The following is a 14,675-nucleotide window of genomic DNA, read 5'->3' as shown; positions in this document are numbered from 1 at the left end:
CCTTTTAAAAATATTCCAGACTGACCCGAAACAATTGTTCGACATCACGCACTGCATCGGCCATTGCAAAAATAACCACCATATCACCGGCTAAAACCCGCGTATCGCCTTTTGGCCTTATCATCGTGTTGTCACGATAAATCGCTCCTATTCGCAGTCCCTCCGGCAGTGCGAGTTCGGACAAAGGTTTGCCCACAAGCGGGGAAGTTTGCATGGCTTCTGCTTCAATAATTTCAGCTTCGCCGTTTAAAACAGAATAGACCGAGCGGATACGACCGCGACGCATTTGCTGGAGCACTTTGGAAATTGTGACGCTGCGTGGATTAAGATGGGAATCAATGCCGACACTTCGGGTGAATTCCTGAAAAGCCGTATTGTTGATGAGTACCATGTTCGACTTGCAGCCAAACATTTTTGCCATGATGGCGCTCAGCACATTGACCTGATCCTGATTGGTCAATGTCACGATCAAATCGGCCTGATCGACATTTGCTTCCTGTAAAATTGCCGGATCAAGCGCACTGCCATTCAAAACTACCGTACGATCAAGCTGGTCGGTAATAGCCATAGCCCGTTCTTTATCGGCTTCAATAATGCGCAGCCTTGCTTTATGTTGGCGCTTTTCCATAGCACGGGCGACATAAAGTCCGATATGACCACCGCCTGCGATAATGATGCGATTGGCCGCCTGCTCATCATGCCCGAACAACCCCAAGGCACGACGAACCTGACTGCGTGATGCAACAAGATAGGTAATATCCCCCACCTTCAATTCGGTATCTGCATGGGCAATGAAGAGTTTCTTTCCCCTTTTTACCGCAGTAACAGTCGTCAAAAGATCGGGAAAGAGATCGGTCAACTGCCTGAGCGGCGTATTGATAACCGGACAATCCTCCATACATTCAAGCGCGAGAGCGACAATATCGTCATAGCTGAAATAAAGAACATCCAAAGCACCCGGCAATGCAATACGGCGCAATACCATTTCGCCAACCTCGATTTCAGGCGAAATAACCACATCAATCGGCAAAGCGTCACGCTGGAATAGGCCCTGATATTGCGGGTCGAGATAGGATTGGTCGCGAACGCGGGCAATTTTTGTCGGCACGTTAAAAAGTGCATGGGCAACCTGACAGGCGACCATATTGACTTCGTCAGAAAGTGTCACAGCGATAAGCATATCCGCTTCATCGGCTCCGGCTGCACGTAACACATCGGGGCGCGCACCATGGCCGACTATTCCGCGGACATCCAAAGTATCGCGGATTTTTTCAATCAGCTTCGGCTCGATATCAATAACCGTGACATCGTGCTGTTCGTTCGACAAACGCTCCGCTATCCCGTACCCCACCTGACCGGCACCGCAAATGATGACGCGCATATTTTAAGAAACTCCAAGCGATTTGAGTTTACGATGCAATGCTGACCGCTCCATACCAACAAATTCGGCAGTACGCGAAATATTGCCGCCGAACCGGTTGATCTGCGCAACAAGGTATTCTTTTTCAAAAAGCTCCCGTGCCTCACGCAATGGCAATGCCATGATATGTAAATCCGAATCTGTCGGGGCGCGCGGCAATGTATCACCCACTTCGGCAGGCAGAAGTTCTGCCGTAATCGGCCCGTCTCCACCTTCTCCGCGTGCCAGAATTAACAGACGTTCGATGTTGTTGCGCAACTGTCTGATATTACCGGGCCAACTATGAGCCTGTAGAATTGCCATTGTGTCATCACCGATCTCGCGCGGCTTTATGCCTGCCTGTTCGGATATTTGGTGAATAAAATAATGGACGAGTTCGGGAATGTCCTCGCGGTGACTGGCGAGTGGCGGAACCGCTATCGGGACAACAGCCAGACGATGGAAGAGATCTTCGCGAAACCGCCCTTCGGCGATCAACCCTTCAAGGTTTTGTGCTGTTGATGAAATCACCCTTACATCGACTTTAACACGTTTACTTCCCCCCACGCGCTCGAATGTCTGATCTGTCAAAACCCGCAAAATCTTGTTTTGTGTCTCTCTCGGCATATCGGCTATTTCGTCGATATAAAGGATACCGCCATGGGCTTCTTCGAGGGCACCGACTTTACGCTCTCCACCATCCATTTCTGTACCGAACAGTTCGATTTCCATGCGTTCGGGTGTAATTGTAGCAGCATTGATCGTCACAAAAGGCCCATTGGCACGACTTGACAATGCGTGAATGGCACGCGCTGTTGTTTCTTTACCCGACCCTGAAGGCCCTGTAATCATGATACGGCTATTGGTGGGGGCTACTTTTTCAATCGTCTGGCGCAAATGGTTCATAACAAGCGACTTGCCGAGTAATTCCGGTGTCACGCTTGATTGTTTGCGCAACTCGTTGACTTCACGCTTTAACTTGGATGTTTCAAGCGCCCGTTCGGTAACCAAGATCAAACGATCGGCTTTGAAGGGTTTTTCAATAAAATCATAAGCACCGCGTTTAATAGCCGAAACAGCGGTTTCAATATTACCGTGACCGGATATCATCACGACAGGCAAATCCGGATAACGGGTCTTGATCTTGTCAAGCAACGCCAGCCCGTCGAGGCGGCTTCCCTGTAACCAGATGTCGAGAAAAATCAATCTCGGTACACGATTCTCGATCTGCTGAAGAGCCTCGTCGGAATTAGCCGCAAGGCGCGTTTCGTGCCCTTCGTCCTCAAGTATTCCGCCGACCAGTTCGCGTATATCCGCTTCATCATCGACAATCAAAATATCCGAAGCCATCTCACTTAACCGTCCTATTTCTCGATATTTACTTCTTCGACATCAGATTCACCAATATCTGCTGCCGGAAAGACCATACGGATCATGGCACCACGGCCATTATAAAAATTCACCGGTGCATCATGCAATTCCATGTAACCTCCGTGGTCTTCAACTATTTTTCGTACTATCGCGAGTCCAAGCCCTGTCCCCTTCTCTCTGGTTGTTATATAGGGTTCCAATAATTTTTGTCTTTGTTCCTTGGGCAAGCCTTTGCCATTATCTATGACATCAGCGACCAATTTATCACCCTGACAATAGGAACGAACAAGAATATGCCCCTCGATATTTTTTTCGAGGGCAACCGCATCTATTGCTTCACTCGCATTTTTAATAACATTCCCGAACGCCTGTCCGATCAAACGGCTATCAAACTCTCCCATGAGCGGCTCATCTCCCAAATCGCGCTCGAACTTGATGTCATGACGGGACACCTCGACAAGAAAAAACGCCTCCCTTAATGGCTCACGCATATCAAGAAGCCGCATTTCCGGTTTCGGCATACGGGCAAATGAAGAAAATTCATCCACCATTCTGCCGATGTCGCCGACCTGCCTGATGATCGTATCAATACATTGGTCGAAAACCTCGCGATCATCAGTAATGACTTTGCCATAACGGCGTCGTATCCGTTCGGCAGATAATTGGATAGGCGTAAGCGGATTCTTGATCTCATGGGCAATACGCCTTGCCACATCGGCCCATGCACTTGATCTTTGTGCTTCAACGAGATCGGTAATATCATCAATTGTCAATACCCACGATTGGCCGCGACCATCATTTTCTTCCATGGTAACCTGTACATTATAAACGCGGTTACGCCCGTCCTGAGAGAGTGTGACTTGTTCGCGATGATTTTTCCGTCCCGAAGACCGTGCAACCTCAAACACCTGCCCGATCTCCGGATTAAGCGACATCAGACTTTTTCCAATGACTTCCTTCGGGTCAAGAGCGAACATTGTCTGCGCGGAACGATTGATAATTGTAATATCACCATTTTCATCAATTCCGGCCACACCGGCATTGACACCTGCAAGCACCGCTTCCGAAAAACGCCGTCTCTCGTCAATCTGGTCACGTGCAGAAATCAACTCGTTGCGCTGACTTTTAAGTTCGCTCACCATATAATTGAATGTTCTGGAAAGCTGGCCGATGTCGCCATCCTTGGCGCGCACAGGGACGACAACATCCATATTGCCGGAGGCCACATCATCGGCTGCGCCTATCAGCAGACGGATTGGCCGCACCAAGCGATCGGCAACCGCAATTCCCGTCCAGATAGCAGAGATCAACAGGCTTAGAAAAAGACAAAAATAAAGAACGGCAAAAGCAATTTGTGTCGGAACACGATTTTCGTTCAGATCATGGTAGCGAGCTGTATTCGCCTCGGTCAAACGCAAAGCCGCCAGAACCCGTTGATCCACATCGCGTACCAGATAAAGAAACGTATTCGGAATATCATTGAGTTTCAGTATAATTCCGAAATAGTCGTGTTCACCCGGTTGAAAAGTAAAAGGGCTACCTTTTGTTGCCTGCACGATAAGGTTCGCTGGCGGGATCGGGAGTTTGTCTTCTCCTCCGAGATTACTTTGCAAAAAAACAGTCCCGTTCGGGCTTAACAAAAATGCACCTCGCAAATCGCGGCCGGCTGCATGGCGGGTGAGTTGCAACCGGTATTCGGTCGGATTCAAGGCCAGCAATTGCCTGTTATCGAGTGCCAATGCCATAGCATAAGAAGAATTTTTCAAATTTTGCAGTGTTTCATCTGCATAACCATTGGCAAGATCTATCGACGAAGCGACGATCTGCCGTGTTGTCGTATCGAACCAACGGTCTAGCCCCTGATTGAGAGTAACACCGGCGACAATTGCCACGACAACCGCCGGAAGCGTCGCAACCAGCGCAAAAAGCGATATGATCCGGACATGCAACCTTGAAGCAGCCCGTCTCGCCTTCCAAGCCTGAATGATCGGCATAAGCTCATAAACTGCGATAGCAATAAGCCCTAACACCCAAACGCTATTAACCCCGATAAGAACCAGAGTTACAAAGGTACTTGGAATAATCGGCGTGAAGCCTAACAGAATTGTGAAAGAAACAACTGCTGTTAGCAATGCAAGCGCAATGACCATAATACCAAAGAAGGCATGCATATTGCGTAGTTTGCCGCTATATATGCTTTTTTCTACAGGCTTTGCCAATTTGCGATTCTTCCCATTTCCAGCAATTGTCGTCACAATCATGCAACACTTTGTGGCGAAAATGCAACAGAAACAATCAAATGACGATCAAATATAGGTAAATTCGGCAATCGGAGTGAAAACGGAATTTTTAAATGACGTTATTTATCGATTCCCCGATCATCGGGATTGTTTCCTGCCCCCAAAAAATCAAATCACGTCCACCTGTCCCAATAAATGAGGCGGGAAATGGCTACAAGTGCTGATATGCTTGAAGCCGAACGAGTTGATTGACGTAGAAACCGGCAAAGTAGTCGGGGCATCTATAATTCATATTACAGAAAAGGCTGATAAAGAACATTTTGTAAAAGTTTTTGCTGATGGCGTTAAAGCTGCATTTGACTTGACAAAGACCGGAGACCGTTTATTTCCGACCGGTCTTCAAGACTATCAATTATCAAAGATGACAGGCGGTTACAGTGATACGATCACCCTCTTTTTCTTGCGTGATGGCTGAATGGTGCTCCTATGATATGTCTGAAAAATCTTTTCAACGTGGCTTAAAAGGACTCATTGGAAAAGCGTTTTTATATCCCGAATCTCCAAATCAATATTGGGTAAATCCTGCTCTTTTTTAAAGGAGATCGAGTTTCCTTTATGCGTGAATATCGAAAAACACCAAAGGACAAATAAATAACCACTAAAAGCCCGATGCATAACACTGCACCCATAAAAAATCCGACGCCAACTCGATTTTCCACGGATTAAATGGTTGTACCTATATAGCTCACTGACCGCCAAATGGACGTACCCATATACGACATCACTATATGCCTACCTTAACGCCCAACCAAGCCGCGAAAAAATTAGGAATATTTCGCCGAACCGTTATGTGGGGTATTGGACAACACAAACTTCACGCCGTCCGTGACAATTGCAATCAATGGCAGATTGATGATGCAGATGCAGATTGATGATGCAGATATTGCCCATTGGGGAGTGCGCAGTGAAGCTGCCTGCCTATTGCCCAAGCAACGCTCATCCCTGCGCACTCTATTCATGTGATACACATGCGTTTAGCTGTTTTAGAGGCTGAACTTAAAGCCGAAACCAGCATCATTGATATTTTAAAAAAAGATCGTAATGCGTGGCGAGCGCAAACACAAAATGTATCTCGACCTTGGTGGAAAAAATAGCACTATGATGAACTACTTTTTTCGATTTATATTGGGATATAATATAACAGAATATGATATTATATCTTTTAGGTCGTTAACGAACCAAAGACCTCCAATCCTAAGTATTTTTATATAAATTACACCCAGATTAATTAGATATAGAAGCGAGAATCATACCTTTTGTTATTATTTGTTTTATTTGAGATAATTTTACACAATCGGCTGCTATTTTGTATTCTTTTTTTATGTTCTCTATAGCTTTTTTAAGATCTTCACTGATTGTATCCGCTGTTGTTAAAACATATGCAGCTATAACTCGTCCTTGATCTTTCCGTAAATCAATTGCTTGAATCAATTGTTCTGCCACTTGAACGCCTATTTCACCCTTGTAGTTTTTTACTTGAATAACGATTATCCATGGGAATTGTTCTTTAAATGGATTCGGGATGTTAATTACAATATCAGCTCCACATTCCGATGGTCCGCCCGTATGCTCAATCTGAATATTTTTCATTAATGGATCCAAAGCATAACACAAAACAGGTTCCCACTCCGCTCCTTGTAAAACACTAGGTAATTTTTCGATGATCGTCTCTGATAAATTATCTACACTTGTTTTAATCTCGTCGTCCACGAGCCCCTTAGCGCGCTCCACATGATCACTCCCTTCACGCAAGAGATATTCTTTTCGATCATTCACCAATGAAATAATCTTATCAACACAGTCTTTGTATGGATTAATATTCCACAATCTTCCCCGACATCTTAAAGACTGTCGCAATGCGGCATCAACATTTTTATTAGAATAGGGAACTCCACCTTTTGTGATAACTTCAACAGGAAGCATATGCCTCAAATCATGAACGTCTGTATCCTCGCTATAAGAATAATCACCAGTGACACGACACAAAGTAAAAGAGCTATTATTAGGCATATTTGGCACGAGGATAATATCACCTACCTGAATATAAGTCTTAGAATATTGACAATATTTACCAAGCATCTTTATGTTCCATAATGCGTCTTCTTCATGAGATGAAAATTCTTTCCGATTAAAATTAGAAGCTTTTAGTTTATCATATATTTTTCTTAAATCTTGTTCGTCACAATAGCCCCACCCCTGCCGAAGTATGCCTTTATTCTCCAATTCATTTCTTACAAAATTAATATGTTCTTCTGAATCTCGCGAAGTACGCATTGCCCAATAATTCATCAAGTTTTCCTTCCCTTAATTTAGAGCTCCTACTTGGCTCCAAGTTTGTCTAAATGGTTCAATGTTTTAGCTTTCATATGGAAAGTTTACCCAAATATGCAGATTAACTTAAACCACTTCGTATTTCACTATTTTTAACCTCTAAAAACTTTTAAATCACAAATACGCACGGCGACTTCACACGTGAAATGCAATGGTGCAAGCAATAAAAATGAAGATTTTTAGAGGTGTAAAATTTGCGAACAAAAAAGAACCCTTCTACTAAGCCTTTTAGGTCTTTTTTTTTACATTTTATCAAATAATTTTTTGAACGGATTTGTTCTCTGGCCTGTCCGTGTTGTTTTACGATTGGTTTAACGTGTTCGATAGCCTATTCAATTGCCCTGTTTGTACTTGATAACTCTCCGACCGCTGAATTAATGAATTCAACAATTCGGTTAATGTTTTCTCGATATTCGTTAGCCGCTCGACACCTCTGGCGGCGCATTACCTTTATGCCATCTACGTCCGTAATGATTAGGTCGGTGAGTAGCGTGCCGTGGCTCCTTAACCTTCAAGAGCCTTTTTCCTTTATGCCAGCTCCCATTCGTATTTGAAGTTTTGCCAATGTTGATGTCTTCAAGCGATGTCAAAGGCGCCCCCCTTGTCAGTTCGCATTCAATCACACATAGTGTCATGACAAGAGTATACTGGCTAAAAACAGATTGGCTGCATAAACGTTGAAATCCTGTTAGATTTTTCAATAAGGAAGTCGGTTTTACAGATTACAGACCTTCGGGTCGCTTACGCAAGTTCATCCACAGATGCTAACGCAACTGATGGATAAAACCGATTATGCAAAATTCCGATTGTCTTTTTGTTTGCTCCAGCACGTTTAGCCCGGTCAGTCACTAAAGCGCTTTTTGAATAGCACGTTCCTTCCGGTCGTTATTCTACGCTCGCGCCTGCTCAATGGAAAGTTTTTCCTACCTCTCACCAAGACAATGCAAGCATTTATAACGTTTATCAAACTTATCTAAAATGATTGATTAAAAGAACGATATTGGATTTTGACTAACTGTCTTGAGAATTCGGGAACATATGATGTCCTAAATCCTTGTTCTTATATTATGGAACTTTTTAAACCGAATGAGGTTTTTCAAGACTATATGCCATTTATAATGGAATAAAAAACGTTAATCCGCTTACACAGAATTTCATGGACAGAGATTTTCATTCCACTTTGTTAAAACCACTTAATGGCGCATTGAAGAACCAATCACACCTTTCACATGCACAATGTATCAAAATCAACCTCGATTCATTTTTGAATTATTGTTAGGGCTGATTTTTGGTTGTGCCCGCTCACTGAACAATCAAAGGGGCATAAAACAAAAATTTGCCTCGCTATAGGTAGACTGACAATTAAACGCCGAAAAAAGGCAGAAATTGAGTGCATTGGGCAGAAAAGCCGTTTTTATTAGAATCTTTCCGAAGTGGGGGTGGATTAGTCACTCCCTCTATGTTTTAGTAAAACCTTCTAAAAAAAGTAAAGAAAACATCTTCACATTTTTAAGAATCGTTCTAAATTATATAGAGATGATGTGAAAACAGAAAGGATTGGAAATGCGGCTCACAAAACAGACGAATTATGCCATCCGGATGTTAATGTATTGCGCTGCCAACGAGGGAGAGTTGAGCCGTGTGCCTGAAATAGCCAAGGCTTATTCGGTTTCCGAGCTATTCTTATTCAAAATACTTCATCCGCTGGTCGAAGCCGGTTTGATGCAGACAGTGCGTGGACGCAACGGCGGAGTGAAACTCGCCAAGCCTGCTGATGAAATTTTTGTTTCCGATGTGGTAAAGGTCACCGAAGAAAATTTCGCCATGGCCGAGTGTTTTGAAAATGGCGCTATCGAATGTCCTTTGGTTAATTCTTGCGGTCTCAATGCTACATTGAGCAAGGCATTGAACGCTTTTTTTGATGTTCTGAAATCGACTTCTATCGCCGATTTGCAACGCCCCAATTTCAGAGAACGTCTCGGTATCACCGAAGGCGAAGAACATGTAAAAGCATTGAATTAATATCTATTAAAAGGTAAATGTTTTTGCATTCCAATTTTTCTGAAGGGGATTATCATATCCAATGCAGCCATTATATTAGCGGCCGGTAGAGGTGAACGCATCGGTTCACCTGAAAACGGACCGAAACAATATCGGATGATTGCCGGTCGCGCTGTTATTTTTCACACGCTAAAGCATTTTATTGACAGCGGGCTTTTTTCAAACATTGTGCTCGTCATTCATAAGGACGATGAACAATTATGCAAAAAGGCGATTGATGGCATAAGCGATGCAATTACCATTGTGCATGGTGGAAGTACACGGCAAATATCAACGCTTTGCGGACTGCGTGCGTTAAACGCAATGCCGGAAGATAGACACCCTGAATATGTTTATATTCACGATGGCGCGCGACCATTTGTATCAGAAGCGCTTCTTGAACGCATTCAACACGCGCTTGCTCCCGATTGTGGAATTTTACCTGCTGTTGCTGTCTCTGACACGTTAAAACGCGCTGATGACAATGGCATGGTTATCGGGACGATCAAACGCGATCATCTTTTCGGGGCGCAAACGCCCCAAGCGTTTCCCTTTTCCAAAATATTAGAATTGCATGAAAATGCTGATAAGCTTGGGCAAACCGGTTTTACCGACGATTGCGCCTTGGCGGAATCGGCTGGACTTCCTATAAAGATTGTAGAAGGCAGCAGTGACAATATCAAAATTACCTGGCCTGCCGACCTCGCTTTAGCGCAATTACGCATGAAAACAGAAAACATGACAAACGAAATCAACGAAGCCCCCTCTTCCTTACAATTTCCGGACGTGCGGACCGGCAACGGATATGATGTCCATCCCTTCGAGACAGGTGACGGTGTTACGCTGTGTGGTGTGAAAATCGCTTATGAAAAAAAGTTGAGTGGTCATTCGGATGCGGATGTCGCTCTTCACGCCTTGACCGATGCGCTTCTTGCGACGCGTGGAGCCGGAGATATTGGCACACATTTTCCCCCTTCCGACCCACAATGGAAAGGTGCTTCATCGGATATTTTCGTGCGCCACGCTGTTTCAATTATCAAAGATGCAGGCGGGCGGATTGCTAACGCCGATATTACGTTAATTGCCGAAGCACCGAAAATCGGGCCGCACCGCGCAGCAATGACCGAAAAACTCATGGATATGCTTGGAATTTCTGCAGATCGTATTTCTATCAAAGCCACAACCAATGAAAAATTGGGTTTTGTCGGGCGTAAAGAAGGTATTGCCGCTATTGCCACCGCAACAGTTGTTTATCCGGGGAGTATTCCAGAATGACACTTATTGCTGAAGACAAAGCAAAAAAAGTTCTAGCCGCTTGTCGTTTGCACCATTTGAAGCTTGCAACCGTTGAATCGTGCACAGGTGGCCTGATTGTCGGCAGTCTTACCGACATAGCAGGCTCTTCGGATGTGGTTGAATGTGGATTTATTACCTATTCCAACGAAGCGAAAACTGCACTGGTCGGTGTTCCTTCTGCGATGATCGAAAGCTATGGCGCCGTGTCGAAGCCGGTGGCTATTGCTATGGCCGAGGGTGGTATCAAACATTCGCGTGCCGACATTGCCGTTTCTGTGACAGGCATAGCCGGCCCCGGCGGTGGGAGTGCCGAAAAACCGGTCGGTCTGGTTCATATGGCGGTTGCTTTGGCAAATAGGCCGACACTTCATTATGAAGCCCGTTTTGGCGATCTTGGCCGCGAAAATGTTCGTCACGCAACCGTTGAACGGGCATTGGATCTTTTATTGGAAGCGGTTGCAAAAGCCTGATGCCCGTCTCCGTCTTTTAGCAATGTAGAGGATTCGATTTTACCCTGCGTCCCGATATGCAAAACAACTAAATCCATCGTCCGGCCGAACAACAGAGTTTTCATATATAGTCTGCAATCGAGGTTCAATATAGTCTGCAAGCAGCATCCGCATTTGCACGAAAAACCGGTAAAACGGCATTTAAACGATTAACGATTGCCGAAAAGAAATTCGGGTTAACGCCGGAAGCTTATTGCCAGAACGACATTGACAGTGAAGTTATTTACCGCCTTTTTCCTCGCCAGATGGCTTGCAAGGTTCAACCAATTGTTCTTCCATTAAAACACATTCATTGATCTTCGCCCGATAATTGACAGATTGTTTGACGAACTATAGCGGGGTGTTACCGGAGCGGGCAATCTCAACTGCTATTGGCTCTAAAATTTTGTCGTAACAAACAAAATTGGTTCCACCGCCTGTTCAACGCAATTCAAATAATTCGCGATGAAATTTCTGACGGTCAAACCCGCATTGAACCATTTCATTTTCCAAGGTTTCACCAAAATTTTTCGGACCACAAAACCAGATTGATGATTGTTTCCAATCCGCAAACATTTTTCGCAACAGAGTTCCGTTAAATCTTCCCTGTTTCGGCGTTAGCCAGAGCGTTAGAACGACACCCGCCGACCGCGCCAATTGCGAAAGCTTTTTCTCGTCATCATCATCAAGTGCTTGAGCGATATAAACAAAATTTATTTGAGAATTGCGGTTTTCCTGTCGTGAGGCCAATTCGTCAAGTCTGGCTAAAAATGGTGTAATTCCAATTCCTGCGCCAATCCATATCTGGTCATGCGATTTATCATCAGAAAAGCAGAACTTGCCATAAGGACCTTCAATACGCACTTTCTTATGAAGCAGATTTCGTTTCAAAAGTTTATCTGTGTAATCACCAAGTCCTTTGACAAAGAACGTTAGCAAGCGGTTTTCCGGATTCCAGGAAGAGGCAATCGTGAACGGATGTGCTCCCTCTCCTTTATCCAATGTCACAAAGGCGAATTGGCCACTTTTATGCCCCGACCATTTATCGGAAACTTTCAGCGTCAGATGCATGACATGATTTAACGTATCGATCCTGTTGCCTACGATTGTCGCCATGATTTTACGTCCAAAGCCCGATCTTTTCAGCAATATTGTGATGGCAGCAATAGACCCGAAAATTGACAAGCCGAATACAAGAAGCCCGAAAGGTTCGCTCCAATAGGTAAATTTCGTCAAAATAACCGCATGAAAAACCAGAACGAGATAAACCGCCGCGAAAATTGTATGGACATGCGCAAATAAACGGTAAGGAATACGTTTTATGAGTGCGATAAGACAAAGCACTACAGCTATATAAAACGCCCATTCCCCGAAAACTTCCGCATTTTTTCTGAATGCAGAGAAAACATATTCAAGCCCGACTTTTTCCGGCATTGTAGCCAAATCAATATGGCGGGAAGGCCTTGTCAACCACCCCCAGCCGACGGCCCATTTTGTTCCTTTGGCAAGGAGAAAATGCATGATGGCCGTAAGAAGTGCGGTGATACCAAGCCATTTATGGAGCCGATAGGCCTTGTCCAACCCGCCCAATGCATCATCTATCACTTTAAGACGACAGGCAATCACCACATCAATGCTCATTGCCACGAAAGCGACAAGTCCTGTCAATTGAATGGCCTCGGACCGGAAAGCAAAATAACCGCGAGTGATGCCAAAAATTTCACCGGTTGCCAACCACACCGCAATAGAAATCAGGACGATCAAAAAATACGAAATCTTCAAGTTTCTCATTATAAGCTAAAACTCATTTTCTTCATTACAAGAAAATAGAATCCAACTCACAAAAAGAAAAGTTAAACTTATTTAATCTATTGATTTCATTAAACTTTATTTATTTTATCAAGTTTTTAAGGGTGTTTTTCAACCGGCTTTCAAAACAGGATGACAAGCGGGAAAAACCGCGCTGATAAAATAATCAGGCTTGAGCCAAGCCATATATTTTATCGGCACGCGCTTCAAAAGCTTCGGTGAAGCGTTTGAATGCAATATCGAACATGGCGCCCATAAGCACGCCAAGCATCCGGCTTTTGAACTCGTAATCGATATAGAATTCGACATCGCATGATTTACCGTCTTCGAGCGGCTTGAATATCCAACGGTTTTCAAGATAACGGAAGGGGCCATCAATATAACGTACGTCAATACGTCTTTCAGCGGGATTAAGTAAAACCTGAGTGGTAAAAGTTTCCCTTATCATTTTATAGCCAACAGTCATATCGGCGGTAAGCAATGTTTTATCGCTCCGTTCTTCACGTGAGCGGATATTGAGAGATTCACACATCGGTAAAAATTCCGGATAGCACTCAATATCCGAAACGAGATTGAACATCTCCAGATCGGTATGTTTGACTTGCCGGTGGGTATTGAATTTCGGCATTCTTTATCCGCGTTTTTGAGCCAGTTTTTCCGCCCGCGCTTTTCTGAGTGCTTCAAAATCTTCACCCGCATGATGTGACGAACGGGTTAGCGGGCTTGACGACATATGAAGAAATCCCTTGGTTTTGCCGATAATAGCATAGGATTTGAACTCTTCCGGCGTAACAAAACGGATAACAGGATGATGTTTACGCGTGGGCTGCAAATATTGGCCAATGGTCATGAAATCAACATCGGCGGAGCGCAAATCATCCATCAATTGAAGGACTTCATTCCGTTCTTCACCGAGTCCGACCATAATACCGGACTTTGTAAAGATCGACGGGTCAAGTTCTTTGACACGTTGTAAAAGTCTGATCGAATGAAAATAGCGCGCACCCGGACGCACCGTCAGATACTTTGACGGCACGGTTTCAAGATTATGGTTAAACACATCCGGCTTGGCCGCTACCACAGTTTCAAGTGCGCCTTCCTTATGACGGAAATCAGGTGTGAGAATTTCAATAGTCGTACCAGGTGACTTTCTTCTGATCGCATGAATCACATCGGCATAATGCTGGGCTCCGCCATCGGGAAGGTCATCGCGATCAACAGAGGTGATAACCACATGTTTGAGCGCCATTTGTCTGACTGCATCGGCAACCCGTTCCGGTTCATCCTTGTCAACAGGAAGAGGTATGCCGGTTGCAACATTACAAAAAGCACATGCGCGCGTGCATATTGCACCCAAAATCATGAAACTTGCGTGCCTCTGCGTCCAGCATTCGCCCACATTGGGACAACCGGCCTCTTCGCAAACCGTCACCAGATTGTTATCACGAACAATATGACGGGTTTCGGCATATTGCCCACGTAACGACGGTGCCTTCACCCTGATCCAGTCAGGTTTTTTCAGAACCTCTGAATCCGGACGATTGGCTTTCTCCGGATGCCGTACCCGCTTCTGCGATAAAGTGTCAACAACGGTTACCATTTAGTACCTCACGCTCTTTCCCACTTCATATGGAGTATAAG

At 44.6% G+C, this 14,675-nt stretch carries 11 protein-coding genes; 4 read left to right on the top strand and 7 right to left on the bottom strand.

The features are described 5' to 3' along the window. Positions 1-4 precede the first annotated feature (4 nt). Genes trkA through H3S94_RS05995 form a run of 3 tightly spaced genes read right to left on the bottom strand, consistent with a single transcriptional unit; the run spans position 5 to position 5,031 of the window. Positions 5-1,381, bottom strand: a complete 1,377-nt coding sequence (gene trkA / locus H3S94_RS06005) for a Trk system potassium transporter TrkA (protein ID WP_198240559.1) — start codon at positions 1,379-1,381, stop codon at positions 5-7. 3 nt (positions 1,382-1,384) lie between these two features. Next, the gene (locus tag H3S94_RS06000) at positions 1,385-2,749 is read right to left on the bottom strand and encodes a sigma-54 dependent transcriptional regulator (protein WP_198240558.1); all 1,365 of its coding nucleotides are present in this window, start codon (positions 2,747-2,749) and stop codon (positions 1,385-1,387) included. Positions 2,750-2,763: 14 nt separating this feature from the next. Continuing rightward, on the bottom strand, positions 2,764-5,031 hold the full coding sequence (locus H3S94_RS05995) for a PAS domain-containing sensor histidine kinase (RefSeq protein WP_198240557.1): 2,268 nt from the start codon (positions 5,029-5,031) through the stop codon (positions 2,764-2,766). 196 nt (positions 5,032-5,227) lie between these two features. Between H3S94_RS05995 and H3S94_RS05990 the strand changes: the two genes are divergently transcribed. Beyond that, on the top strand, positions 5,228-5,485 hold the full coding sequence (locus H3S94_RS05990; protein WP_198240556.1) for a hypothetical protein: 258 nt from the start codon (positions 5,228-5,230) through the stop codon (positions 5,483-5,485). Positions 5,486-6,294: 809 nt separating this feature from the next. Here H3S94_RS05990 and H3S94_RS05985 read toward each other — a convergent pair. Further along, a complete protein-coding gene (locus H3S94_RS05985) occupies positions 6,295-7,359 on the bottom strand; it encodes a restriction endonuclease (RefSeq protein ID WP_198240555.1) in 1,065 nt (354 codons plus the stop codon). Positions 7,360-8,964: 1,605 nt separating this feature from the next. Here H3S94_RS05985 and rirA point away from each other — a divergent pair. From rirA to H3S94_RS05970, 3 genes are read left to right on the top strand one after another with little or no spacing between them, the layout of a single operon-like run. Next, complete coding sequence (gene rirA / locus H3S94_RS05980) at positions 8,965-9,423, top strand: iron-responsive transcriptional regulator RirA (protein ID WP_198230975.1); 459 nt, start codon at positions 8,965-8,967, stop codon at positions 9,421-9,423. A gap of 27 nt (positions 9,424-9,450) precedes the next feature. After that, positions 9,451-10,716 carry a bifunctional 2-C-methyl-D-erythritol 4-phosphate cytidylyltransferase/2-C-methyl-D-erythritol 2,4-cyclodiphosphate synthase gene (locus H3S94_RS05975; RefSeq protein WP_369805246.1) on the top strand — a complete coding sequence of 422 codons (1,266 nt, stop codon included), beginning with the start codon at positions 9,451-9,453 and terminating at the stop codon, positions 10,714-10,716. Further along, on the top strand, positions 10,713-11,207 hold the full coding sequence (locus H3S94_RS05970; RefSeq protein WP_077991824.1) for a CinA family protein: 495 nt from the start codon (positions 10,713-10,715) through the stop codon (positions 11,205-11,207). Before H3S94_RS05975 ends, H3S94_RS05970 begins: the two co-directional genes overlap by 4 nt. Positions 11,208-11,666: 459 nt before the next feature. Here the strand turns inward: H3S94_RS05970 and H3S94_RS05965 are convergent, their stop codons facing one another. From H3S94_RS05965 to lipA, 3 genes are all read right to left on the bottom strand, one after another. Next, on the bottom strand, positions 11,667-13,007 hold the full coding sequence (locus H3S94_RS05965) for a ferric reductase-like transmembrane domain-containing protein (protein ID WP_198240554.1): 1,341 nt from the start codon (positions 13,005-13,007) through the stop codon (positions 11,667-11,669). A 193-nt stretch (positions 13,008-13,200) separates the two neighbouring features. After that, positions 13,201-13,662, bottom strand: coding sequence for a type II toxin-antitoxin system RatA family toxin (locus H3S94_RS05960; protein WP_198240553.1), 462 nt, complete (start codon positions 13,660-13,662; stop codon positions 13,201-13,203). A 3-nt stretch (positions 13,663-13,665) separates the two neighbouring features. Further along, on the bottom strand, positions 13,666-14,634 hold the full coding sequence (gene lipA, locus H3S94_RS05955; RefSeq protein ID WP_077991821.1) for a lipoyl synthase: 969 nt from the start codon (positions 14,632-14,634) through the stop codon (positions 13,666-13,668). Positions 14,635-14,675: the final 41 nt, after the last annotated feature.

The organism is Bartonella sp. B10834G3, from assembly GCF_016102505.1.
In the GTDB taxonomy this organism is placed as follows: domain Bacteria; phylum Pseudomonadota; class Alphaproteobacteria; order Rhizobiales; family Rhizobiaceae; genus Bartonella; species Bartonella choladocola.
This window is presented reverse-complemented; position numbering and strand designations above follow the sequence as displayed.